The sequence below is a fragment of the Geodermatophilus amargosae genome (assembly GCF_041028265.1).
Lineage (GTDB): Bacteria > Actinomycetota > Actinomycetes > Mycobacteriales > Geodermatophilaceae > Geodermatophilus > Geodermatophilus amargosae_A.
In genome coordinates this window covers 55,529-79,532 of the sequence record NZ_JABGCW010000003.1, presented here as the reverse complement: position 1 = coordinate 79,532, position 24,004 = coordinate 55,529, and the positions used below count along the sequence as shown (strand labels likewise).

General features: G+C 75.0%; 20 protein-coding genes. 14 read left to right on the top strand and 6 right to left on the bottom strand.

Annotated features, from left to right (window positions below; all coding sequences use genetic code 11):
• Nucleotides 1-84 precede the first annotated feature (84 nt).
• The 13 genes from HLV61_RS03765 to HLV61_RS03705 all read left to right on the top strand — a co-directional run bounded on the left by HLV61_RS03765 (nt 85) and on the right by HLV61_RS03705 (nt 14,171).
• A complete protein-coding gene (locus HLV61_RS03765) occupies nt 85-366 on the top strand; it encodes a hypothetical protein (protein ID WP_369253049.1) in 282 nt (93 codons plus the stop codon).
• Nucleotides 367-488: 122 nt separating this feature from the next.
• Entirely contained in the window at nt 489-1,409 is a 921-nt protein-coding gene (locus HLV61_RS03760) for an alpha/beta fold hydrolase (protein ID WP_369253048.1), read from the top strand.
• Nucleotides 1,410-1,465: 56 nt separating this feature from the next.
• Nucleotides 1,466-3,541 carry an excinuclease ABC subunit UvrC gene (gene uvrC, locus HLV61_RS03755; protein ID WP_369253047.1) on the top strand — a complete coding sequence of 692 codons (2,076 nt, stop codon included), beginning with the start codon at nt 1,466-1,468 and terminating at the stop codon, nt 3,539-3,541.
• Nucleotides 3,538-4,521: an RNase adapter RapZ gene (gene rapZ, locus HLV61_RS03750; protein ID WP_369253046.1), complete on the top strand. Its 984-nt coding sequence runs from the start codon at nt 3,538-3,540 to the stop codon at nt 4,519-4,521. Before uvrC ends, rapZ begins: the two co-directional genes overlap by 4 nt.
• 41 nt (nt 4,522-4,562) lie before the next feature.
• Complete coding sequence (locus tag HLV61_RS03745) at nt 4,563-5,495, top strand: gluconeogenesis factor YvcK family protein (RefSeq protein WP_369253045.1); 933 nt, start codon at nt 4,563-4,565, stop codon at nt 5,493-5,495.
• 112 nt (nt 5,496-5,607) lie between these two features.
• Nucleotides 5,608-6,582: a DNA-binding protein WhiA gene (whiA, locus tag HLV61_RS03740; protein WP_425454189.1), complete on the top strand. Its 975-nt coding sequence runs from the start codon at nt 5,608-5,610 to the stop codon at nt 6,580-6,582.
• Nucleotides 6,583-6,735: 153 nt separating this feature from the next.
• Nucleotides 6,736-8,466 carry a histidine kinase N-terminal 7TM domain-containing diguanylate cyclase gene (locus HLV61_RS03735; protein ID WP_369253044.1) on the top strand — a complete coding sequence of 577 codons (1,731 nt, stop codon included), beginning with the start codon at nt 6,736-6,738 and terminating at the stop codon, nt 8,464-8,466.
• Nucleotides 8,467-8,543: 77 nt separating this feature from the next.
• Entirely contained in the window at nt 8,544-9,551 is a 1,008-nt protein-coding gene (gap, locus tag HLV61_RS03730; RefSeq protein ID WP_369253043.1) for a type I glyceraldehyde-3-phosphate dehydrogenase, read from the top strand.
• Entirely contained in the window at nt 9,551-10,744 is a 1,194-nt protein-coding gene (locus HLV61_RS03725; RefSeq protein WP_369253042.1) for a phosphoglycerate kinase, read from the top strand. Before gap ends, HLV61_RS03725 begins: the two co-directional genes overlap by 1 nt.
• Before the next feature lie 12 nt (nt 10,745-10,756).
• Nucleotides 10,757-11,572, top strand: coding sequence for a triose-phosphate isomerase (gene tpiA, locus HLV61_RS03720; RefSeq protein WP_369253041.1), 816 nt, complete (start codon nt 10,757-10,759; stop codon nt 11,570-11,572).
• Nucleotides 11,573-11,600: 28 nt separating this feature from the next.
• Nucleotides 11,601-13,412, top strand: coding sequence for an ABC transporter substrate-binding protein (locus tag HLV61_RS03715; RefSeq protein WP_369253040.1), 1,812 nt, complete (start codon nt 11,601-11,603; stop codon nt 13,410-13,412).
• Between the two features lie 35 nt (nt 13,413-13,447).
• The gene (gene secG, locus HLV61_RS03710) at nt 13,448-13,681 is read left to right on the top strand and encodes a preprotein translocase subunit SecG (RefSeq protein WP_369253038.1); all 234 of its coding nucleotides are present in this window, start codon (nt 13,448-13,450) and stop codon (nt 13,679-13,681) included.
• A 106-nt stretch (nt 13,682-13,787) separates the two neighbouring features.
• Nucleotides 13,788-14,171, top strand: a complete 384-nt coding sequence (locus tag HLV61_RS03705) for an RNA polymerase-binding protein RbpA (protein WP_430537323.1) — start codon at nt 13,788-13,790, stop codon at nt 14,169-14,171.
• A 54-nt stretch (nt 14,172-14,225) separates the two neighbouring features.
• On the opposite strand, the gene pgl is transcribed toward HLV61_RS03705, so the two are convergent.
• The 5 genes from pgl to tkt all read right to left on the bottom strand — a co-directional run bounded on the left by pgl (nt 14,226) and on the right by tkt (nt 21,368).
• Nucleotides 14,226-15,056: a 6-phosphogluconolactonase gene (gene pgl, locus HLV61_RS03700; RefSeq protein ID WP_369253037.1), complete on the bottom strand. Its 831-nt coding sequence runs from the start codon at nt 15,054-15,056 to the stop codon at nt 14,226-14,228.
• The gene (locus HLV61_RS03695; RefSeq protein WP_369253036.1) at nt 15,053-16,222 is read right to left on the bottom strand and encodes a glucose-6-phosphate dehydrogenase assembly protein OpcA; all 1,170 of its coding nucleotides are present in this window, start codon (nt 16,220-16,222) and stop codon (nt 15,053-15,055) included. Before HLV61_RS03695 ends, pgl begins: the two co-directional genes overlap by 4 nt.
• Before the next feature lie 31 nt (nt 16,223-16,253).
• Nucleotides 16,254-17,771, bottom strand: a complete 1,518-nt coding sequence (zwf, locus tag HLV61_RS03690; RefSeq protein WP_369253035.1) for a glucose-6-phosphate dehydrogenase — start codon at nt 17,769-17,771, stop codon at nt 16,254-16,256.
• A 231-nt stretch (nt 17,772-18,002) separates the two neighbouring features.
• Entirely contained in the window at nt 18,003-19,109 is a 1,107-nt protein-coding gene (tal, locus tag HLV61_RS03685; protein ID WP_369253034.1) for a transaldolase, read from the bottom strand.
• A gap of 33 nt (nt 19,110-19,142) precedes the next feature.
• The gene (gene tkt, locus HLV61_RS03680) at nt 19,143-21,368 is read right to left on the bottom strand and encodes a transketolase (protein WP_369253033.1); all 2,226 of its coding nucleotides are present in this window, start codon (nt 21,366-21,368) and stop codon (nt 19,143-19,145) included.
• Nucleotides 21,369-21,725: 357 nt separating this feature from the next.
• On the opposite strand from tkt, the gene HLV61_RS03675 reads away from it, so the two are divergent.
• Nucleotides 21,726-22,640 (top strand): heme o synthase, encoded by a 915-nt coding sequence (locus HLV61_RS03675; protein WP_369253032.1) that lies wholly within the window; start codon nt 21,726-21,728, stop codon nt 22,638-22,640.
• A gap of 219 nt (nt 22,641-22,859) precedes the next feature.
• Here HLV61_RS03675 and HLV61_RS03670 read toward each other — a convergent pair whose 3' ends face one another.
• Nucleotides 22,860-23,801, bottom strand: coding sequence for a COX15/CtaA family protein (locus HLV61_RS03670; RefSeq protein ID WP_369253031.1), 942 nt, complete (start codon nt 23,799-23,801; stop codon nt 22,860-22,862).
• Nucleotides 23,802-24,004 lie beyond the last annotated feature (203 nt).

The window sequence follows — 24,004 nt, the reverse complement described above, 5'->3', positions numbered from 1 at the left end:
GGGGCGTCACTGCGCTTATCTTCTCTGTGACGGATGTCACGCCGTCGGTCCGGCGTGACGGCGTCCCCGATGGAGGAGACGCCCATGAGCGCGCTCACGCCCGACTGCGATCCCGACCTGTCCAACTGCGGATCACCGGTGACCGGCCCGCGGATCCGGTCGACCGTGGTCCTGGCCGCGCTCGTCACCGTGGCTGTCCTCAGCGTCACCGGGGAGCTGGCCGTGCCCGGTGCCGTGGCGTTCCTGGCCGGTGGCGCCGGGCTGGTCGCGGCGCTGGTGCTCGGCGCCCGCACCGTCCGCCTGGGGCAGCGCGCCGTCGCCGCGGTGCACCTGCCCGCGCTGCACCGCTCGCACCCGGCGGGCTGACCGCCGGCCCGCGCCGTGCCGGCCCCCGCCGTGCCGGCCCCTCGACGTGGCGGTCCGGCTGCGGCGGCGGGTGCCGACCGGCAGGCTGACCTCCGACGACGACGTCCGAGGAGGCCCGCCCCATGACCCTGCCCGCCGCCGAGCCCACCGTCACCACCGCAGCCGACGGCGCCCGCCTGGCCGAGCGCCGCTGGGCGCCCGGTGGTGAGGTGCGCGCGACGATCCAGCTGGTGCACGGGCTGTCCGAGCACGCCGGCCGCTACGGGCGGCTCGCCGCGGCCCTGACCGCCCGCGGGTTCGCCGTGGCCGCACTCGACCACCGCGGCCACGGGCGCACCGCGGAGTCCACGGGCGCCGGCCGCTTCGGCGACGGCGCGACGAGCGCGGACGTCCTCGACGACGTCCGTGACCTCGGCCGGCGGCTGGCCGGGGAGCACCCCGGCGTCCCGCGGTTCCTGCTCGGCCACTCGCTCGGCTCGGCGGTGGCGCTGGCCTCGGCCGAGCGCGACGGTGCCGGCCTGGCGGGACTGGTGCTCTCCGGGCCGATCGGCGTGGCGCCGCACATGGCCGCGGCCGTGCCGCAGCTGGAGGCCGCGGTGGCCGGCGGGGCGGGCGACCAGCCGATGGACGCCCTCGGCGCGTTCAACGCGCCCTTCGAGCCCGCCCGCACGCCGTTCGACTGGCTCAGCCGCGACGAGGCCGAGGTCGACGCGTACGTGGCCGACCCGCTCTGCGGCGACGACTTCCCGCCGACGTACGGCTACGGGGCCGGGATGTTCGCCCTCGTCGCCCGCGGCGCGAGCCCCGAGGCCGTGGCGCAGCTGCCCGACGGCCTGCCGGTGCTGCTGCTGGCCGGGCAGCGGGACCCGGTCGGCGGCGAGGACGCCGCCCAGGTGACCGCGCTGGCCGGCCTGCTCCGCGACCGCGGCCTGCCGGTCGAGCAGCACGTGTACCCCGACGCCCGGCACGAGGTCTTCAACGAGACCAACCGGGACGAGGTGACCGCCGACCTGCTGTCGTGGCTGGAGGCGCGCCTGACCTGAACGACACCGGTGGAGTTCCCCGGCGGACCGTCGGGGGTCCCACCTACTGTGGAGGGGTGCCCGACCCGTCCACGTACCGCCCGGCGGTCGGGAGCATCCCCGAGAGCCCGGGCGTCTACAAGTTCCGCGACCCGAACGGCCGGGTCGTCTACGTCGGCAAGGCCAAGAGCCTCCGCCAGCGGCTGAACAGCTACTTCGCCGACGTCGCGGGCCTGCACCCGCGCACCCGCCAGATGGTGACGACGGCGTCCAGCGTCGAGTGGACCGTCGTCGGCACCGAGGTCGAGGCCCTCCAGCTCGAGTACAACTGGATCAAGGAGTTCGACCCGCGGTTCAACGTCCGGTACCGCGACGACAAGAGCTACCCGAGCCTCGCCGTCACCCTCAACGAGGAGTACCCGCGGCTGCAGGTGATGCGCGGGCCGAAGAAGAAGGGCGTCCGCTACTTCGGCCCCTACGCGCACGCCTGGGCCATCCGCGAGACCCTCGACACGCTCACCCGTGTCTTCCCCGCGCGCACCTGCTCCAACGGCGTCTTCAAGCGGGCCGGGCAGATCGGCCGGCCCTGCCTGCTCGGCTACATCGGCAAGTGCGCGGCGCCGTGCGTCGGCCGGGTCAGCGCCGACGAGCACCGGCAGGTCGTCGACGACTTCTGCGACTTCATGGCCGGCCGCACCGACGCCATGATCCGCCGGCTCGAGCGGGAGATGGCCGAGGCCGCCGAGGCGATGGAGTACGAGAAGGCCGCCCGGCTGCGCGACGACCTCGGCGCGCTCAGGCGGGCCATGGAGAAGCAGGCCGTCGTCCTCGGTGACGGCACCGACGCCGACGTCGTGGCCTTCGCCCAGGACGAGCTCGAGGCCGCCGTCCAGGTCTTCCACGTGCGCGGCGGCCGGGTCCGCGGCCAGCGCGGCTGGATCATCGACAAGGTCGAGCAGGTCACCACCGGCGAGCTGGTGGAGCAGTTCCTCCTGCAGGTCTACGGCGGGGTCGACGAGGCCACCGGCGCCACCGAGGCCGGCGAGGCGGTGCCCCGGGAGGTGCTCGTCCCCGAGCTGCCCGACGACGCCGACGTCTACGAGGAGCTGCTCAGCGAGCTGCGCGGGTCGAGGGTGTCCCTGCGGGTCCCGCAGCGCGGCGACAAGCGCAGCCTCATGGAGACCGTCGAGCGCAACGCCAAGGAGTCCTTCGCCCGCCACCGGGTCAAGCGGTCCAGCGACCTCACCGCGCGCTCGCTGGCGCTGGCGGAGCTGCAGGAGGCCCTCGAGCTGCCCGAGGCGCCGCTGCGCATCGAGTGCATCGACGTCAGCCACGTGCAGCAGACCAACGTCGTCGCCTCGATGGTCGTGTTCGAGGACGGCCTGGCCAAGAAGGCCGACTACCGGCGCTTCTCCGTGCACGAGGGCACCGACGACACCGCGGCCATGGCCGAGGTCGTCCGCCGCCGCTTCGCCCGCCACCTCAAGGAGGAGGCCGACCGGCGCGACGAGCAGGGCATCGCCGCCGAGGAGGGCCGGCCGCGCCGCTTCGCCTACCCGCCGAACCTGCTCGTCGTCGACGGCGGCGCCCCGCAGGTGGCCGCCGCGGCGCGCTCGCTGGACGAGCTGGGCGTCGTCGACGTCGCCGTCTGCGGGCTGGCCAAGCGGATGGAGGAGGTGTGGCTGCCGGGGGAGAGCGACCCGGTGATCCTGCCGCGCACCTCCGAGGCGCTGTACCTGCTCCAGCGGGTGCGCGACGAGGCGCACCGGTTCGCGATCACCTACCACCGGCAGAAGCGTTCGGTCAGCATGCTGGTCTCCCTGTTGGACGACGTCCCCGGTCTCGGGGAGACGCGGCGGAAGGCGCTGATGAAGCAGTTCGGGTCCCTCAAGCGGCTGCGGGCGGCCTCGGTAGAAGAGCTGACGGCCGTCCCCGGCATCGGTCGGCGGACCGCGGAGGCGGTGCTGGCGGCCGTCGCCGAGCCCGCGGGAGAGCAGCCGGCGACCGAGGACACGGTCGAGGACACGGTCGAGGACAGCACGGCACCCAGCACGACGGTCCCCAGCACGACGGCTCCCAGCGGGCCGGCCGAGCGGGGCACGCCCCGCCCGGCGGCGGGCGCCACCGCCGAGGTCGGCCGGGTCGCCTCGTGAGCCGTGCGCAGGACGCGGGGACGACGGTCCCCGCCGGCAACGGCGCCCCGTCCGAGCCGTCCGAGCCGCCGGCCGTCCCGCATCCCATCCCCCCGGCGCTCGACCCCGCCAGCACCGAGCTGCCGCCGGTCGAGGTCGTCGTCGTCACCGGGCTGTCGGGCGCGGGCAAGAACAGCGCCGGGCGGGTGCTCGAGGACCTCGGCTGGTTCGTGGTGGACAACCTGCCGCCGGCGCTGCTGCTGCCGATGGTCGAGCTCGGCGCCCGCGGCGACGTCCGACGGTTCGCCGCCGTGGTCGACGTCCGCAGCCGGGCCTTCTCCAGCGACCTGCAGGAGGCCGTCCGGGTGCTCGCCGGCGCCGGGCACCGGGCGCGGGTGGTCTACGTGCACGCCCGCGACGAGGTGCTGGTGCGGCGCTACGAGTCCAATCGGCGGGAGCACCCGCTGCAGGGCTCGGGCCGCATCCTCGACGGCATCACCGCCGAGCGGGCGCTGCTCACCGGCATCGCCGGCGAGGCCGACCTGTGGGTCGACACCAGCGACCTCAACGTGCACCAGCTGCGCGCCACGCTGGAGAACGCCTTCGCCCGGGAGGGCCGCACCCCGCCGCTGACGGCGACCGTGCTCAGCTTCGGCTTCAAGTACGGGCTGCCGCTGGACGCCGACCTCGTCGTCGACGCCCGGTTCCTGCCCAACCCGCACTGGCTGCCCGAGCTGCGCCCGCACACCGGGCAGGACCCCGACGTGCGCGACTACGTGCTGGGCCAGGAGGCCGCCGAGCCCTTCCTCGACCGCTACACCGAGGTGCTGCGGCTGCTCATCCCCGGCTACCGGCGCGAGGGCAAGCGCTACCTGACGCTCGCGGTCGGCTGCACCGGCGGCAAGCACCGCAGCGTCGCCATCGCCGAGGAGTTCGCCCGCCGGCTGGCCGGCGAGGGCATCGACACGGTCGCGCGGCACCGCGACCTGGGCCGCGAGTAGTGGGCGGCCCGGCAGCACCGGGCGCCGGGGCTCCGCCGAAGGTGGTCGCCCTGGGCGGCGGGCACGGGCTGGCGGCCGCGCTGGGCGCCTGGCGGCGGCTCACCCCCGAGCTGACCGCCGTCGTCACGGTGGCCGACGACGGCGGCTCCTCCGGGCGCATCCGGCGGGAGATGCCGGTGCTGCCCCCCGGCGACCTGCGGATGGCGCTGGCCGCGCTCGCCGACGAGGACCCCGCGCGGCAGGAGATGGCCCGGCTGCTGCAGCACCGCCTCGGCGGCACCGGCGTCCTGGCCGGGCACCCGGTCGGCAACCTCGTCCTCACCGGGCTGGTGGAGCTGCACGGCGGGGACACCGTCCGCGCCCTCGACGCCGTCTGCACGCTCGTCGGTGCGTGCGGCCGCGTGCTGCCGATGGCCGACGTGCCGCTGGACCTCGTCGCCCGCGTGCAGACCGTCGACCCCGACGACCCCGCCCGCACCCGCACCATCCGCGGGCAGGTCGCGATCGCCTCCACGCCCGGCCGGGTCCGCGACATCCTCGTGTCGCCGCCCGACCCGCCCGTGCACCCCGACGTGCTCGCCGCCATCGCCGCCGCCGACGTCGTCTCGCTGGGGCCGGGGTCCTGGTACACGTCGGTGCTGCCGCACCTGCTCGTGCCGCGGCTGCGCGCCGCGCTGGCCGCCACCCCCGCCCGCGTGGTCGTGGTGCTCAACCTGGAGCCGCAGCCGGGGGAGACGGACGGGTTCTCCCCGGAGGAGCACCTGCGGGTGCTGCAGGCCCATCTGGGCGGTGTGGCGCTGCACACCGTGGTCGCGGATGCGGAATCGGTTGTTGACCGCTGTGGTCTCCTGTCTGCGGTGCGCGAGTGCGGCGCCGAGCTGGTCCTGGCTCCGGTCGCCGCGCCCGACGGCTCACCACGCCACGACCCCGCGCGGCTGTCGGCCGCGCTGGCCACGGTGGTCGGGGCACGGTGAGGGGGAACGGTCCCAACCGGTGCACCGGGAACGGTGGTGCGCGGACGGTACGAGGGGGAGAGGTGACGCCGAGGATGGCGCCGCAGCAGAGCAGGGGGTGGTCGTCGTGGCGATGACCGCCATGGTCAAGGACGAGCTGTCCCGGGTGGAGTGCACGCGGACCTCCGAGCGCAAGGCCGAGGTGACCGCGCTGCTGCGCTTCTCCGGGGGGCTGCACATCGTGGGCGGCCGCGTCGTGATCGAGGCCGAGCTGGACACCGGCTCGGTCGCGCGCCGGCTCCGCCGGGACATCAGCGAGGTCTACGGCTACACCAGCGGCGTCAGCGTGCTCGCCGGCGGCAACATCCGCCGCGGCGTGCGCTACCTGGTCCGCATCGCCAAGCACGGCGAGGGCCTGGCCCGGCAGACCGGGCTGGTCGACCAGCGCGGCCGCCCGGTGCGCGGCCTGCCGCCGTCGGTCGTCTCCGGCAGCATCAACGACGCCGAGGCCGCCTGGCGGGGCGCCTTCCTCGCGCACGGCTCGCTCACCGAGCCGGGCCGGTCCTCCTCGCTGGAGGTGACCTGCCCGGGCCCGGAGGCGGCCATGGCGCTGGTCGGCGCGGCGCGGCGGCTCGGCATCGCCGCCAAGGCGCGCGAGGTCCGCGGTGCCGACCGGGTGGTCGTCCGCGACGGCGACGCGATCAGCGCGCTGCTCACCCGCATGGGCGCGCACGACGCGGTCCTGGCCTGGGAGGAGCGGCGGATGCGCCGCGAGGTCCGGGCCACCGCCAACCGCCTGGCCAACTTCGACGACGCCAACCTGCGCCGCTCGGCGCGCGCGGCGGTGGCGGCCAGCGCCCGGGTGGAGCGGGCGCTGGAGATCCTCGCCGGCGACGCCCCCGAGCACCTGCTGGTGGCCGGCCGGCTGCGGCTCGAGCACGGCCAGGCCTCGCTGGAGGAACTCGGACAGCGCGCCGACCCGCCGATGACCAAGGACGCCGTCGCCGGCCGCATAAGGCGTCTGCTGGCCATGGCCGACAAGCGCGCGAAGGACCTCGGCATCCCCGACACCGAGTCGGTCGTCACCGAGGACATGCTCGCGCAGTAACGGGACGCAGCCCTCCGGGGCGCTCCCCGCGGCAGCGGGGGGCGCCCCGCCTCACCCCGAGGGGGCACCCGGCTCCAGAACGGACGCCACCGAGCCGAATCTCCCGGCAGCGGCAGGTCGACGGAGGCCCGCCCGTGGCCACGAGGAGCCGGGATGACACCACAGCTGTGGGCGGTGGTCTTCGCCTGCGCGGCGCTGGTCGCCGTGTGCACCGGGGTCCTGGCCTGGCGACGGCGCGACCGCACCCCCGCGGCCACCGCGCTCGCCGCCACGATGGCCGGCGTCACCGTCTGGTCCCTGGCCGACGTCGCCGTCTACGGACTGCAGACCGAGCTGGTCCGCCGGGTCTACGTCCCGCTGCTGCTCGCCTCGGTCGGACTCGTCGTCCTCGGCACCTACGTCCTCGCCCGCACCGTCTCCGACCCGTCCTGGCGGCTGGCCCGCAGGCGGGCGGCGCTGCTGCTCGTCGAGCCGCTGCTCATGGTGCTGCTCGCCACCCTGCCGGCGACCCGGGACCTGGTCATGTCCGGCCTGGCCGACGCCCCGGCCGGCGGGGAGACCCGGGTCGTCTTCGGGCCGCTGTTCCTGGCGCACACCGTCTACTCCTACGTCCTGGTGGGCGTGGCCTACACCCACCTGGCCCGCCGCTGGGCGGGCTCGGCCGGCGCCTTCCGCAGCCAGATCGGCATCCTGCTGGGGTCGGCGGTGCTGTCCACCACCGGCAACGTCGTCGCCGTGGTCACCCAGCTCGACGGGCAGGGCACCGACGTCACCCCGCTGTTCTTCCTGGTCACCGGGCTGATCGACTGCTGGGCGATCTTCCGCGGCGGGATCCTGCGGCTGGTCCCCGTCGCCCGGGAGCAGGTCGTCGACACCGTCCCCGACGCCGTGCTCGTCGTCGACCCCGCTGGCGTCCTCATCGACGTCAACCCGGCCGCGCAGCGGATGCTGCAGCGGTTGCGCCCCGACCTCGGCGCCGAGCTGGTCGGCCGGCCCCTCACCGAGGCCGCCGGTCCCGAGACGGTCGCCGTCCTCGGCACCACCGAGCGGCTCGACGGCCACCGCGTCGCGGAGGTCCGGCCGGGGCTGTGGCTGGACGTGCGGGACTCCGCCGTCGCCGACCCGCGGGGCCGCGCCCTGGGCCGGATCCTCGTCGTCCGCGACGTCAGCGAGCAGCAGGAGCGGCAGGTCGCCGTCGAGCGGCTCAACCGGCGGCTCGCCGAGCAGGTCGAGGAGATCGAGCGGCTGCGCGCGGTCCTCGCCGAGGAGGTCGTCCGCGACCCGCTGACCGGGCTGCACAACCGCCGCTACCTCGACCGGGCGCTGGACGCCGACCTCGCGCACCGCCCGCGCACCGGGCAGCTGTCCCTGCTCGTCGTGGACATCGACCACTTCAAGACCGTCAACGACCGGTTCGGCCACGCCGCGGGCGACCGGGTCCTCACCTCCGTCGCGGGCACCCTGTCCGCGGCGGTCCGCGACGGAGACACGGCCGCCCGCCTCGGCGGCGAGGAGTTCGTCGTCGTCCTGCCCGGCGCCGGCCACGAGCAGGCGCTCGTCCGCGCCGAGCAGGTCCGCCGCGAGGTGGCCGCCGCGCGGCACCTGCTCGACGGCGAGACGGTCGCCGTGACGGTGAGCGTGGGCGTCGCTGTCTGCCCGGCCGACGGCACCTCGGCGGCCGCGCTGCTCGAGGCCGCCGACCGTGCCCTCTACACGGCCAAGGCCACCGGCCGCGACCGCGTGGTCGCCGCCGAGGCGGCCCCGCCGTCCGACGTCCCGGTGCCGCCCGCCCCGTTCCTGCCCGTCCCCACCCCGCCCGGCGACCTGCAGGAGCTCGTCCCCGGGGTCGGACCTCACCCGGACGCCTCCCGTCCCGGCCGATAGGGTCGACGCCGATCGAGGCCGCGCGCCGTGCGGCCCACCGGGGCGACGGGCGTCGCCGGGACACATGGAGGTCAGTCGTGACCGTACGCGTGGGCATCAACGGGTTCGGCCGGATCGGCCGCAACTTCTGGCGGGCGGCCGCGGCCAGCGGCAAGGACATCGAGATCGTGGCGGTCAACGACCTGACCAGCCCGGAGGTCCTGGCCCACCTGCTCAAGTACGACAGCATCCTGGGCGTGCTCAGCGAGGACGTGGCGGCCTCCGACGGCGGCATCGACATCGCCGGCACGACCATGAAGGTGCTCTCCGAGCGCGACCCGGCCTCGCTGCCGTGGGGCGACCTCGGGGTCGACGTCGTCGTGGAGTCCACCGGCTTCTTCACCAAGGCCGACGACGCCCGCAAGCACGTGGACAAGGGCGGTGCGAAGAAGGTCGTCATCTCCGCGCCGGCCACCGGCGACGACCTCACCATCGTCATGGGCGTCAACCACGAGCAGTACGACGGCTCGCAGACGATCATCAGCAACGCGTCCTGCACCACGAACTGCCTGGCGCCGCTGGCCAAGGTGCTCCACGACTCGTTCGGCATCGAGCGCGGCCTGATGACGACGATCCACGCCTACACCGCCGACCAGAACCTGCAGGACGGTCCGCACAAGGACCTCCGCCGCGCCCGCGCCGCCGCGCTCAACATCGTCCCGACCTCCACCGGCGCCGCGAAGGCGATCGGCCTGGTGCTGCCGGAGCTGCAGGGCAAGCTCGACGGCTACGCCATGCGCGTGCCCGTCCCCACCGGCTCGGCCACCGACCTCACCGTCCAGCTGACCCGCGAGGCCTCCGCCGACGACGTCGACGCCGCCTACCGCGCGGCCGCCGAGTCCGGCCCGCTGGCCGGGATCCTGACGTACACCTCGGCGCCGATCGTCTCCTCCGACATCGTCACCGACCCCGCCTCGTGCATCTACGACGCGAAGCTGACCAAGGTCTTCGGCCCGATGGTCAAGGTCCTCGGCTGGTACGACAACGAGTGGGGCTACTCCAACCGGCTGGTCGACTCCGTCGAGCTCGTCGGCGCCTCGCTCTGATGCGGTCCCTCGACGACCTGCTCGCCGAGGGGGTGTCGGGCCGGCGCGTGCTCCTGCGCGCCGACCTGAACGTCCCCCTCGACAAGCAGACCGGGGCGATCACCGACGACGGCCGGATCCGCGCCAGCCTGCCCACCCTGCAGGCCCTGCGCGACGCCGGCGCCCGCGTCGTCGTCGCGGCGCACCTGGGCCGGCCCAAGGGGGCGCCCGAGCCGCGGTACTCGCTGGCGCCGGTCGCCGCCCGGCTCGGTGAGCTGCTCGGCACCGAGGTCCCGCTGGCCTCCGACGTCGCCGGGGACGACGCCCGCGCACGGGCGTCGTCGCTGGCCGAGGGCGGCGTCCTGTTGCTGGAGAACGTCCGCTTCGAGGCCGCCGAGACCTCGAAGGACGACGCCGAGCGCGGCGAGCTGGCCGACCGGCTGGCCGCCCTCGCCGACGTCTACGTCGACGACGCGTTCGGCGCGGTGCACCGCAGGCACGCCTCGGTGTACGACGTCGCGCAGCGGCTGCCGCACGTCGCCGGCCGGCTGGTGGCCACCGAGCTCGACGTCCTCACCCGGCTGACCAGCGACCCCGAGCGGCCCTACGTCGTGGTGCTCGGCGGATCGAAGGTCAGCGACAAGCTGGCCGTCATCGAGGCGCTGCTGCCCAAGGTCGACCGGCTGCTCGTCGGCGGCGGCATGTGCTTCACCTTCCTGGCCGCGCAGGGCCACGGCGTGGGGACGTCGCTGCTGGAGGCCGACCAGGTCGACACCTGCGGCCGGCTGCTGGCCGAGGCGGGGGAGCGGATCGTGCTGCCGATCGACGTCGTCTGCGCGCCAGAGTTCAGCGCCGACACCGAGACCACCGTCGTCCCGGTCGAGCAGATCCCCGACGGGCAGATGGGCCTCGACGTCGGCCCCCGCACCGTCGAGGCCTTCGGCGGCGAGCTGGCCGGGGCGCGCACGGTGTTCTGGAACGGCCCGATGGGCGTGTTCGAGCTGGCGCCCTTCCAGGCCGGCACCCGCGGCGTCGCCGAGGCCGTGGCCGCCGTCGACGGGCTGTCGGTGGTCGGCGGCGGCGACTCCGCCGCCGCGGTCCGCCAGCTCGGCCTCGACGAGGCGTCCTACGGGCACATCAGCACCGGCGGCGGCGCGTCGCTGGAGTACCTCGAGGGCCGGGAGCTGCCGGGCCTCGCGGTGCTGGCGGACTGAGGAGCGACAGCGATGGCACGCACCGCCCCCCGGGCGCCGCGCACCGGCCGACGGCCGCTGATCGCGGGCAACTGGAAGATGCACATGACGCACCTGGAGGCCATCGGCCTGGTGCAGAAGCTCGTCTTCAGCCTCACCGAGAAGGACCTCGACGACGCCGAGGTCGTCGTCCTGCCGCCGTTCACCGCGCTGCGCAGCGTGCAGACGCTCGTGACCGGCGACAAGCTGCCCGTCGGCTACGGCGCGCAGGACCTCTCGGCGCACGACTCCGGCGCCTACACCGGTGAGGTCAGCGGCGCGATGCTCGCCGCGCTGGCCTGCGGGTTCGTCGTCGTCGGCCACTCCGAGCGGCGCGCGCTGCACGATGAGGACGACGCCACGGTGGCGGCCAAGGTGCAGGCCGCCCTGCGGCACGGCCTCACGCCGATCCTGTGCGTGGGGGAGGGCCTCGACGTCCGCCGCGCCGGGCAGCACGTCGGGCACTGCACCGCCCAGCTCGACGCCGCGCTCGAGGGGCTGACGGCCGACCAGGTCCGCGGGATCGTGCTCGCCTACGAGCCGGTCTGGGCGATCGGCACCGGCGAGGTGGCCACCCCCGACGACGCCCAGGAGGTCTGCGGCGCACTCCGGTCGCGGCTCGACGGGCGTTTCGGCCCGGAGACGGCCGCCGCGGTCCGTATCCTCTACGGCGGGTCGGTGAAGGCCGCCAACACGGCCGGGATCCTGGCCGGGCCGGACGTCGACGGTGCACTCGTCGGGGGCGCGAGCCTCGACGCCGACGAGTTCGCGCAGATCTGTCGGAGCGCCGCCGGGGGCAGCAGCAGCTAGCCGCCCGCGGCCGAACGGGGGTGGGTGGGTGGGCAGCACGCTGCAGCGACCCACCCGCCCCCGCTCCTCCCGGCCGGCGGAGCTGCTCCGGGGCACCGCCGGGCGCGTGCTGGGCCTGGTCCTCGTCGTCCTGCTGGTGGTCGCCGTGGCGGTCAGCTGCAGCGGCGGCGGCAGCGGCGACTCCGGCGTCCCGGTGCTCGGCGACGGCCCCGACGCCGGCGTGGACGGCGTCCGCGCGCCCTCCGACGCCGCGGGCGGCACGCTGCGCGTGGTCACCGGCGAGGTCGACAGCCTCGACCCGCAGCGGTCCTACCAGCCGGGCGTCTGGAACCTCATGCGGCTCTACACCCGCACGCTGGTCACCTACGCCAGCGAGCCGGGGCACACCGGCGAGCTGGTGGCCGACCTCGCCACCGACCTCGGCACCACCCCCGACGGCGGGCTGACCTGGACGTTCACCCTCCGGCCGGGCGTGCTGTTCGAGGGCGGGGCGCCGATCACCTCCCGCGACGTCAAGTACGGCATCGAGCGGTCGTTCGCCTCCGACGTCGTCGTCGGCGGTCCCACCTACGTCGTGGACCTGCTCGACGACCCCGCCGACCCCTACGCCGGGCCGTACCAGGACGAGGCCCCGGACAAGCTGGGGCTGGCGGCGATCGAGACGCCCGACGACGCGACGATCACCTTCCGGCTGCGGTCGGCGCAGCCGGACTTCCCCTACGTCCTGGCGCTGCCGTCCAGCAGCCCGGTGCCCGTCGCCGACGACACCGGCGCCGCCTACGGCAGCGACCCGGTCTCCTCCGGCCCCTACGCGATCACCACCGTCGACCCCGAGACCGGCATCGTGCTCGACCGCAACCCGCAGTGGGACGCAGCGACCGACGACGTGCGCACCGCACTGCCCGACCGCGTCGTCGTCCGCACCGGCCTGTCCAACCTCGAGCGGGACCAGGCGCTGCTGGCCGGCTCGGCCGACGTCGACGTCTCCGGCACCGGACTGCACGCCGCGACCGAGTCCCGGCTCGCCGAGGGCACCGGCGGGGACGTGCCGCTGGCCGACCGCGTCGACGACCTCACCACCGGCGCCGTGCGGCTGCTCGCGCTGCCCACCGACGTCGCGCCGATGGACGACCCCGCCTGCCGCACCGCGGTGGCCGCCGCGATCGACCGCCGCGCCGTCCAGGAGACCGTCGGGGGTGCCGACGACGCCGTCCGGACCTCCCGGCTGTGGCCGCGGTCGCTGGGCGGTGGCCCCGAGGACCCCGACCCCGGCCCCGACCCCGAGGCCGCCCGGGCCGCGCTGCAGGCCTGCGGGCAGCCGCAGGGCTTCAGCACCGTGCTGGCCGTCCCGGACGCCTCGGCGAGCCTCCTCGTCGCCGACGAGGTCGCCGAGCAGCTCGCCGCGGTCGGGATCACCGTGGAGGTGCGGCCGCTGCCGGCGACGACCTTCTACGCCACCGACGTCGGCAGCCCGGACAACGTGGCCCGCAACGGCTTCGGCATCGTCCTGGCCACCTGGACCGCCGACTTCCCGACCCCCGGCTCGTTCCTCGTGCCGCTGGTCGACGGGCGCTCGATCAGCCTGGTCGGCAACACCGACTACGCCCGGCTGGCCGACCCGGCGATCTCGGGGCTCGTGGACGCCGCCCGGGCGGCAGCCGCCGACCCGGAGGCCGCGCGCGGCGCCTGGCGGGACGTCGCGACGGCGGCCGGCGCCACCGGCGCCTACGTGCCGCTGGTGGAGACGCGGGTCCAGCTCCTGGCCGGGCAGCGGCTGCACAACGGGCTGGTCATGGAGCCCTACGCCGGCCACGACCTGGCCACCGCGGGCGTGCGCTGACCGGGACGCCCGGGCGCTCCGGTTACGCTGGGGCCGTGTTCGAACTCGTCCTCAACGTGCTGCTGGTCCTCACCAGCGTGATGCTGGTGGTGCTGATCCTGCTGCACCGTGGCAAGGGCGGCGGCCTGTCCTCGATGTTCGGCGGCGCGGTCTCCTCGCAGCTGGCCGGGTCCTCCGTCGTCGAGAAGAACCTCAACCGGCTCACGGTCATCGTGGGGTTCGTCTGGGCGGTCTGCATCGTGACGCTGGGCATCCTGCAGAAGGTCTGAACGAGGACCCCGCTGCCCCCGGCGGAGCCCCTCGTCGGGTCGCGCCGCAGGTCGGAGCGAAAACGTGATCGAGAGAACACGCTCCAGGCCATAGACTGCCCCGGCGGTGCGCCCAGCGCCGTGCAGGTCCGTCCACAAGGGGGCGCTCGTGGCTGGTGGCAACGCGATCCGGGGAACCCGGGTCGGTGCGGGTCCGATGGGTGAGGCCGAACGCGGGGAGGCAGCGCCGCGGCACCGGGTCGGTTACTGGTGCAGCTCGGGTCACGAGACCCGGGTGGCCTTCGCCGCCGACGCGGAGATCCCCGAGTCCTGGGACTGCCCGCGCTGCGGCCTCCCGGCCGGGCAGGACGCGCAGGCGCCGCCGCCGGCGCCGCGGACCGAGCCCTACAAGACCCACCTCGCCTACGTGCGGGAGCGGCGCAGCGACGCCGACGGCGACGCCCTCCTCGAGGAGGCCCTGGCGAAGCTCCGCGCACGTCGCGGCGCCTAGCGGACCCGGCCGATCGCCCCGGCGGTGCGGTGCCGCGCCGCCGGGGCGCGGCCCTCAGTCGACGCCGGGCAGCCGGCCCGCCGCCGCGGCGTCGAGCAGCCAGCGGGTGGCGCGGCGGCCGCGGGCGCCGGCGGCCGGCACCTCCGTGCGGTCGGCGCCGCCGAGGGCCCGCGCGACGGCCTCGGCCTTGCCCTCGCCAGACACCAGCAGCCAGACCTCCTCGGCCGCGGTGATCGCCGAGAAGCCGAGGCTCACCCGCGTCGGCGGCGGCTTGGGGCAGTCCCGGACCGCGACCACCGGGCGTTCGTCGGTCACCGCCGGGGAGTCCGGGAAGATCGACGCCACGTGGCCCTCCGGGCCCATCCCCAGCAGCAGGAGGTCGAGGCGGGGGAGCGGACCGTCGCCGGCAGCGTCGGCCAGGGCCCCGGCGTACCAGTCCGCGGCCTCCTCCGGGGTGTCGAACCCGGCGTCGGAGGCGGGCATCGGGTGCACCCGCTCCGGCGGGGCCCCCACCCGGTCCAGCAGCGCCTCGCGGGCGCCCTTCTCGTTGCGCTCGTCGTCGTCGGCGGGCACGAAGCGCTCGTCGCCCCACCACACGTCGACCGCCGTCCAGTCGACCTGCTGGCCGGGGGCCGGCTCCTCGGCCAGCTCCGCGACGTGCCGCAGCACCGCCGTGCCGATGCCGCCGCCGGTGAGGACCACCGACGTCGTCCCGTGCACCGCCTGCGCGGCGGCCAGCCGGGCGACGAGAGCGGAGGCCACCACCCGCGCCAGCACCTCCGCGTCGGGCTCCACCACCACCTGGAGACCGGGGACGTCGGGAACGGGACCGTCGGCCGCCTCCCTCAGCGCCGCCAGGATCCGGTCCCCGGGCGGGAGCGTCACCGGGCCGCCTCGGGCGCGGCCTCAGGTGTTGCCTCGGGTGCCGTCGGGTCCGGGGAGTCGTGCTCGCCCTGCTCGGCCACCTCGTCGGCCCCCTCGGAGTCCAGCGGGACCGTCGGCGCCTCGCCGTGCGGGCTGTCCTCGCCGACGGCGTCCCCCGCGAACGGTGCGCCCGTCTGCTCGGCCGGGTCGACCCAGACGTGGGCGCGGACCGGGGCGCGGCCGACCAGGCCGCTGAGGCCGGTCGCGGCCTCCAGCGCCTCGGCGTAGGGCTCGTCGGAGTCCAGCCGGCGCAGCTCCTCGCCCAGCAGGTCGCCGAGCGGGCGGTCGGGCAGCGCCATCGTCGCGTCGGGCCGGTAGGGCTGGCTGATCACCGCGCCGCCGCGGCGGTCGGCGTGCACCCGGACCTCCTCGTCCTGGTCCAGGGTCAGCAGCACCGAGTCGACGCCGCTGGGCCCGGGGTGGCGGGCGCCCTGCACGACCTCCGACGTGATGCCGGTGCGCGCGGCGATCCAGCCGCTGAGCAGTTGCGCGGTGCCCGCGCCGGGGTCCCCCTCGATGCGGGCGCCGAGCACCCGGACGGCGTCGCCCCGCCGGCCGGAGACCGAGTCCAGCGCGGAGGTCAGCGTGGCCCGCCAGCCGGTGGCGCGGGTCCACGCCAGGTCGGTGTCGCCGGGGGCGTAGTCCTGGGCCCGGATGCGCAGCGCGGCGATCTGGTCGGCCGAGGCGCTGCTGTCGGTGATCCGCCGGTCGGCGATGACCGCCAGCGCGTCGGTGGTGAGCTGCCGCGGCGGCTCGGTGTGCCACCAGGTGACCACCGGCGCGTCGGCGGCCAGCAGCGGCAGCACGACCGACTCGGCGTGCAGTGCCAGCCGCCCGTACATGCGCATCACGACCGCCTCGCCGGGTCCCAGCCGCCCGCCGATGGACACCTCGGCGTCCAGCCGGGGCACCGGGGCCTCGATCTGCCGGCGGACGACGACGAGGATCCGGCAGGGGTGCTGCTCGGCGGCGATCGTCGCCGCCTCCTCGGCCTCGGCCACGCGGCCCTCGTCGGCGACGACGACGAGGGTCAGGGCGACGCCGGAGAGCACCGCCCCGCCGGTCCGCCGCTGCGCGGCCAGCTCCTTGACCACCGCGGAACCGGTGGTGTCCCACAACGTCGTCACGGGGTCTCCTCTGCTCGGGTGGGCCGGCGGCTCACGGTCGCCGCCACCGGCGCCCCTCGGCGGCCAGCATCTCGTCGGCGGCGCGCGGGCCCCACTCTCCGGCCCGGTACGGGTGCGGCGTGCTGCCGGACCAGAACTCCTCCAGCGGGTCGATGACCGCCCAGGACGCCTCGACCTCGGCGTTGCGCGGGAACAGCGTCGCGTCGCCGAGCAGGACGTCGAGCAGCAGCCGCTCGTAGGCCTCGGGGCTGGCCTCGGTGAACTGCTCGCCGTAGAGGAAGTCCATGGACACGTCCCGGACCTCCATGACGCTGCCGGGCACCTTCGACCCGAACTTCAGGGTCACGCCCTCGTCGGGCTGCACGCGCACCACCAGCTGGTTGTTGCCCAGCTCCTCGGTGTCGGTGTCGGCGAAGGGCAGGTGCGGCGCCCGCTTGAACACCAGCGCGATCTCGGTGACCCGGCGGGGCAGCCGCTTGCCGGTGCGCAGGTAGAACGGCACCCCGGCCCAGCGGCGCGTCTCCACGCCGAGCCGGACGGCGGCGAAGGTCTCGGTGGCCGACTCGGGGTCGACGCCCTCCTCCTGCCGGTAGCCCCTCGCCCGCTGGCCGGCCAGCCAGCCCTGCTCGTACTGCCCCCGGACGGCGAAGCGGCGCAGGTCCTCGGGCAGCGACACCGCGCGCAGCACCTTGAGCTTCTCGGTGCGGATCTCGTCGGCGGAGAACTCGACCGGCTCCTCCATGGCGGTCAGCGCCAGCAGCTGCAGCAGGTGGTTCTGCAGCACGTCGCGGGCCGCGCCGGTCTTCTCGTAGAAGCCCGCGCGGCCGCCGATGCCGACGTCCTCGGCCATGGTGATCTGCACCGAGTCGACGTGGTGGCCGTTCCACACCGGCTCGAACAGCTCGTTGGCGAACCGCATCGCCATGAGGTTCTGGACGGTCTCCTTGCCCAGGTAGTGGTCGATGCGGAAGACGTCCTCGGCGCTGAACACCGAGTCGACCAGCTCGTTGAGCTCCCGGCTGGACGCCAGGTCGGTGCCGAAGGGCTTCTCGACGACGACCCGCCGCCACCGGTCGGGCGTGCTCTCGGCCATGCCGGTGCGCTGCATCTGCTTGAGCACCACCGGGAACATCGCCGGCGGGATCGACAGGTAGAACGCGGCGTTGCCGCCGATGCCGTGGCTGCTCTCCAGGTCCGACAGCGCGTTGGCGAGCTGGTCGAAGGCGTCGTCGTCGTCGAAGGAGCCCTGGACGAAACGGACGTTGCCGGCCAGCCGCTCCCAGACCTCCTCCCGCCACGGGGTGCGGGCGGCGTTGCGGGCGGCGTCGCGGGCCAGTTCGGCGAAGTCCTGGTCCCCCCAGTCCCGCCGGGCGAAGCCCAGCAGCGCGAAGTTGGTCGGCAGCAGCCCCCGGTTGGCCAGGTCGTAGACCGCCGGCAGCAGCTTCTTGCGGGCCAGGTCGCCGGTGATGCCGAAGACGACCAGGGCGCACGGCTCGGGGACCCGCGGCAGCCGCCGGTCCCGGGGGTCGCGCAGGGGATTGGGGATCACAGGCCCTCCTCGTGGGGCTGGAGAGCGGACGCTCAGCCGAGGGGATCGGGCACCGGACCGGGGCCGGCGGGCCGGTCGGTCGGGTGCGGGTGCGGGTGTGGGCGTCGCCGGCCGGCCGGCGTCCGGCGGTCGCCGGCGGCCCGGACGGTCATCGGGGCCCCGCGCCCGGCCCCGGGGCCCCGGAGGGGAGGTCCTCCGGGATCCCGGGGCCGCAGCAGCGGGACCGCGAGGTCACGCCTTGTCCTCGAGCTCTTCCTTCACCGAGTCGGTCAGCTCGTCCCAGGAGTCGACGAACTTCTGCACGCCCTCGTCCTCGATGACGCGGAAGACGTCGTCGAGGTCGACCCCGGCGTCGGCGATGGCCTTCATCGTGGCCGCGGCGTCCTCGTAGCTCTCCTGTACCGGGGTGCCCGGGCTGCCGTGGTCGGCGTAGGCCTTGAGCGTCTTCTCCGGCATCGTGTTGACCGTGCCCGGGGCGACGAGCTCGCTGACGTACAGCGTGTCGGAGTACTCCGGGTTCTTGACGCCGGTCGAGGCCCACAGTGGCCGCTGCGGGCGGGCGCCCTTGGCCTCCAGCGCCTTCCAGCGGTCGGAGGAGGAGACCTCCTCGTAGGCCTGGTAGGCCAGCTGGGCGTTGGCCAGCGCGGCCCTGCCCTTGAGCGAGGGGTCGGCCCCGGCCTTGTCCAGCCGCTTGTCGACCTCGGTGTCGACGCGGGACACGAAGAACGACGCGACGGACGCGATCTGGGTCAGGTCGGCGTCGGCGTCCTCGGCCAGCCGCTGCTCCAGGCCGGAGAGGTAGGCGTCCATGACGGCGCGGTACCGCTCGGAGCTGAAGATGAGGGTGACGTTGACGCTGATGCCGCGCGCGATCGAGGTGGTGATCGCCGCCAGCCCCTCCTCGGTCGCCGGGATCTTGATGAACAGGTTCGGCCGGTCCACCAGCCACCACAGGTGCGCGGCCTCGGCCGCCGTCGCGTCGGTGTCGCGCGCCAGGCCCGGCGCGACCTCCAGCGACACCCGGCCGTCGCCGGGCTGCCGCTCGGCGACCGGCGCGAGCAGGTCGCAGGCGTCCCGGACGTCGGCGGCGGTGATCGTGCGCAGCGCCTCCTCCACGCTCACCCTGCGGACGGCCATCGCGTGCAGCTGGTCGTCGTAGGACTCCGACCCGCTGATCGCCGCGGCGAAGATGGTCGGGTTGGTGGTCACGCCGACGACGGAGAACTCGTCGACCAGGGACTGCAGGTTGCCGCTGCGGATGCGGTCGCGGGACAGGTCGTCGAGCCAGACGGCGACGCCCGCCTTCGACAGCTGGGCCAGGTTCTCGTTCTGTGCCATCTCTGTGCCTTCCGTTCGGACTGGGCCGGGGCCTTACCGGTCGCCGGTGGGGTGGGGGAGGCCGCCGGTGGCTGCAACCGGGCCGGCCGGGACGGCGTTCCCGGAGCGGGCGGCCTCGAGGGACTCACGCGCGGCGGTGACGACGGCCTCGTCGGTGAGCCCGAACTCCTCGTACAGGACGGAGTAGGACGCGCTGGCGCCGTAGTGGGTCAGCCCGACGATCCGGCCGGCGTCGCCGACGAACTCGCGCCAGCCCATCGGCACCCCGGCCTCGACGCTGACGCGCGCGCGGACCGTGGGCGGCAGCACCTCGTCCTTGTAGGCCTGGTCCTGGTCGGCGAACCACTCGACGCAGGGCACCGAGACCACGCGGGTCGGGACGCCGTCGGCCTCCAGCCGCTCGCGGGCGGCCACGGCGATCTGCACCTCCGAGCCGGTGCCCAGCAGGATCACCTCGGGCTGCCCGTCCGAGGCGTCGGCCAGCACGTAGGCGCCGCGCGCGGTGCCCTCCGCCGAGCCCATCTGCGAGCGGTCGAACACCGGCAGGTTCTGCCGCGACAGCAGCAGCCCGGCGGGGCGGTCGTTGTGCTCGAGGACGGTCCGCCAGGCGACGACGACCTCGTTGGCGTCGGCCGGGCGGACGACGTCGAGACCGGGGATGGCGCGCAGCGCGGCGAAGTGCTCGATCGGCTGGTGGGTCGGGCCGTCCTCGCCCAGGCCGATCGAGTCGTGCGTCCACACGTAGGTGACCGGCAGCTGCATGAGCGCGGCCAGGCGGACCGCACCGCGCATGTAGTCGGAGAAGGTGAGGAAGGTGCCGCCGTAGACGCGGGTGCCGCCGTGCAGCGCGATGCCGTTCATGACCGCGCCCATGGCGTGCTCGCGGACGCCGAAGTGGAGGGTCCGGCCGTAGGGACCGCCGCTCCACATCTTCGTCTGGCGGTCGGCCGGCAGGAACGAGGGCTCGCCCTCGACGGCGGTGTTGTTGCTCTCCGCGAGGTCGGCCGACCCGCCCCACAGCTCCGGCAGCCCGGGGTAGAGGGCGGCGAGCACCTTGCCCGACGCCTTGCGGGTGGCCACTCCCTTGGGGTCGGCGTCGAAGGACGGCAGGGCGTCGGCCCAGCCCTCGGGCAGCTCGCGCTCGCCCATCCGGGCCAGCAGGGCGGCGCGCTCGGGCTGGTCGGACTCCCACGCCGCGAAGAGCTCCTGCCACTCGGCGTGGTCCTTCGCCCCCTTCTCCACCACGGAGCGGGCGTGCGCGATCACCTCGCCGTCGACCTCGAAGGTCTTCTCCGGGTCGAAGCCGAGGACCTCCTTGGTGGCGCGCACCTCGTCCTCGCCGAGGGCGGAGCCGTGCGCGGCGCCGGTGTTCTGCTTGTTCGGCGAGGGCCAGCCGATGATCGTCCGCAGCACGACGATCGACGGGCGGCCGGTCTCGGCCCTGGCGGCGGCGAAGGCCGCGTCGACGGCGGCCAGGTCCTCGCCGTCGTCGACGTGCTGCACGTGCCAGCCGTAGGCCTCGTAGCGCTTGCCGACGTCCTCGGTGAAGGCGACGTTCGTGTCGTCCTCGATGGAGATCTCGTTGTCGTCGTAGACGAGGACGAGGTTGCCGAGCTTCTGGGTGCCGGCCAGCGACGACGCCTCGCCGCTGACGCCCTCCTCCAGGTCGCCGTCGGAGGCGAAGGCCCAGATGGTGTGGTCGAAGAGGCTCTCGCCCTCGGGGGCGTCGGGGTCGAGCAGGCCGCGCTCGCGGCGGGCGGCCATCGCCATGCCCACGGCGTTGCCGACGCCCTGGCCGAGCGGGCCGGTCGTCGTCTCCACGCCGGGCGTGTGGTTGACCTCGGGGTGGCCCGGGGTCTTCGAGCCCCAGGTGCGCAGGGCCTGCAGGTCCTCGAGCTCCAGGCCGTAGCCGGCGAGGTAGAGCTGCACGTACAGGGTCAGGCTGGAGTGGCCCATGGAGAGCACGAAGCGGTCGCGGGCCACCCAGTTCGGGTCCGTGGGGTCGTGCCGCAGCCACTTGTGGAACAGCAGGTAGGCCGTGGGGGCCATGCTCATCGCGGTGCCGGGGTGGCCGTTGCCGACCTTCTGGACGGCGTCCATGGCCAGCACGCGAGCGGTGTCGATGGCCCGCCGGTCGAGGTCGCCGAAGCCCTCGGGCAGCGTCGGGTGCGGCTGGCGCGGCGAGCCGGTGGGCGAGTCGCTGGCGGCCTCGGCGGGAGCCTCTGACTCCGTGCTCTTCGTGTCGTTGGCCTGGGTCATGACGGGCGGGGCTCCTCGTGGTCGGCCGTGCGCGGGGCCGTCCGGGGGACCGGTGTCCCGTGCTCCCGGGCGGACTACGGAGGTGCGGGGGCGGTGCGGGACGCAGCGGGTGCGGCTGTGTCCGGGGTCCTCATCGACCCGTGACCCTCCGTCGTCGTCGACGGCCGTACCCGCAGTTCCCGCGGCGTCAACGTGATCAGACCCTAGTCATCCGGAGCGGTCCCCGGCGTGGCCGCGGGCTACAGTGGGCCCGTTCCATCCCCGGTTCGAAGGGACCCCCGTGCTGTCTCCGTGCCCGGTGGCCCCCTGCCGTCCGTGGGTGCGCACGGCCGCGGCCGTCGGGCACGAGGCCGTCCGGTGACGGCACTCTCCGAGCGGCCGGCCGTCTCCGCCCGCCGGCTGTCCGGTGTGGTGGGTGCCTACGTCGCGCTGACCAAGCCGAAGCTCGTCGAGCTGCTGCTGGTCACGACGCTGCCGGCGATGATGATGGCCGCCGACGGGTGGCCCTCGTGGCGGCTGGTGGCCGCCACCATGGTGGGCGGGATGTTCGCCGCCGGTGCGGCCAACACCTTCAACTGCTGGTACGACCGGGACATCGACCGGCTGATGTCCCGCACGCGCGACCGGCCGATCCCGTCGGGGACGGTGTCCCCGCGGGCGGCCCTGGCCTTCGGGGCGGTCCTCGCCGCGGCGTCGCTGACGCTGCTGTGGGTGGCCACCACGCCGCTGGCCACGGCGCTGGCCGCGGTCGCGATCCTGGCCTACTCCGTCGTCTACACGATGGTGCTCAAGCGGCGGACCCGGCACAACACGGTCTTCGGGGCCTTCCCCGGGGCGGCGCCGGTGCTCATCGGGTGGGCGGCGGTGACCGGCTCGCTGGACTGGCCGGCCCTCGCCTTCTTCGCCGTCGTCTTCTGCTGGCAGATGCCGCACTTCTGGGCCCTGGCCAGCCGGTACCGCGAGGACTACGCCGTCGCGGGCGTGCCCATGCTGTCCGTGGTCGCCGGCCCGGCGAGCGTGGGCCGGCAGTCGGTCGCGTGGGCGTGGGCCACGCTGGGTGCCACCCTGCTCATGGGATCGATCACCCCCGTGCTGGGCTGGGCCTTCGCCATCGGTGGGGGGCTCCTCGGCGCCTGGTACGTGGCCGAGTCCCACCAGTGGCTCACCCGCATCCAGGAGGACGTGCCCGACCGGCCGATGCGGCTCTTCTCGGTGTCGATCTCGCACATGACGCTGCTGTCGATCGCCATCGCCATCGACGTCCTGGCCTGACCCCGCTCCCCGTCGAGATCCCGTGATCTCGCACGTCCCGGCCCGTCCCGGCGTGCGAGATCACGGGATCTCGCCGTCTCCGGGCCCGGCGCGCACCGTCCGCGACGGGGCGCCGCCCGTCGGCCTGCGGTCGTCCCGGCGGGCTCGAGACAGCCGCACGTCGACGACGGGTGCACGAGCCCGTCGTCGAGGAGCGGACGGACCACGGACGCCCCGGGGTCAGCGGGAGGCGGGGACCTGGGTGGCGGGGGCGTCGAGGGGCCGCTCGGACGCCGGGCCGCGGACCGACCACACCAGCCGCGCGGTGTAGACGGTCACCAGCACCGCGCCGAGCATGTGCACCAGCACCAGCACGACCGGCAGGTGCGTGAAGTACTGCACGAAGCCGACCACGCCCTGCAGCAGCTGGACGACGAGCAGGTCGCGGGCGGCCCGGCGGACGCGGCCGGGGGCGTCGGTGGCGTGGAGGGCCACGAGCAGCGCGACGGTGAGCCCGAGGAGCAGGAAGACGACGTCGGCGTGCAGCTGGCTGACCGTCTCGGGGTCGAAGCCCATGCGCCCGCCGGAGGGCTGCCCGCTCTCGTCGAGGTCGCCGCTGTGCGGGCCGCTGCCGGTGACGACGGTGCCCAGCGCCAGCACCACCGCGGTCACCGCGGCGATCCCGCCGGTCAGCAGCACCAGCGGGCGCCGCAGCAGCGGCCGGCCGACGCCGGGCTCGCGCGAGCGCAGCCACAGCACGGTGGAGACGGCGACGAGGACGGTCGAGACGAGGAAGTGGACGGCGACCGTCCACGGGTTGAGCCCGGTGAGCACGGTGACGCCGCCGATCGCGGCCTGGACGGGGATGCCGAGGAAGGTCAGCACCGCCAGCGGGCGCAGGTCCCGCCGCGCCGAGCGCCACACCGCCACCAGCACCGCGACGGCCACCGCGGTGAGCACGAAGGTCAGCAGCCGGTTGCCGAACTCGATGAGCCCGTGACCGGCCATCTCCGGGGTGGTGACGAAGCTGTCGTCGGTGCACCGCGGCCAGGTGGGGCACCCCAGGCCCGAGCCGGTCAGCCGGACGACGCCGCCGGTGACCACGATCGCGCCGTTGGCCACCACGTTGGCCAGCGCCAGGCGGGTGATGACGGTGGGGGAGAACCTGGGCAGGACCGGCACGTCCCGATGCTAGCCGCGGCCGGGCCCCTCCCCGGTCCGCTCGGGGCAGGTCACAGCGCGGGAGGAGCCGGCGCCGGGAGGCGCTGCAGGGGAGCCGGGCGGCCGGCGGGAGCCGCCCGGGTGATCCCCGTCACCCGTCCCTGACCTGCGCGGTCAGGGGCCGGGTGACTTAGGGCGGCCTTGCTTGCAGGCCTCCCGAAATA

Excerpts from the sequence above, each read along its gene's own strand:
- HLV61_RS03765 (WP_369253049.1), top strand. The coding sequence starts at position 85 with ATGAGCGCGCTCACGCCCGACTGCGATCCCGACCTGTCCAACTGCGGA.
- HLV61_RS03760 (WP_369253048.1), top strand. The coding sequence starts at position 489 with ATGACCCTGCCCGCCGCCGAGCCCACCGTCACCACCGCAGCCGACGGC.
- whiA (WP_425454189.1), top strand. The coding sequence starts at position 5,608 with ATGACCGCCATGGTCAAGGACGAGCTGTCCCGGGTGGAGTGCACGCGG.
- HLV61_RS03735 (WP_369253044.1), top strand. The coding sequence starts at position 6,736 with ATGACACCACAGCTGTGGGCGGTGGTCTTCGCCTGCGCGGCGCTGGTC.
- HLV61_RS03725 (WP_369253042.1), top strand. The coding sequence starts at position 9,551 with ATGCGGTCCCTCGACGACCTGCTCGCCGAGGGGGTGTCGGGCCGGCGC.
- tpiA (WP_369253041.1), top strand. The coding sequence starts at position 10,757 with ATGGCACGCACCGCCCCCCGGGCGCCGCGCACCGGCCGACGGCCGCTG.
- tal (WP_369253034.1), bottom strand. The coding sequence starts at position 19,109 with ATGGCACAGAACGAGAACCTGGCCCAGCTGTCGAAGGCGGGCGTCGCC.
- tkt (WP_369253033.1), bottom strand. The coding sequence starts at position 21,368 with ATGACCCAGGCCAACGACACGAAGAGCACGGAGTCAGAGGCTCCCGCC.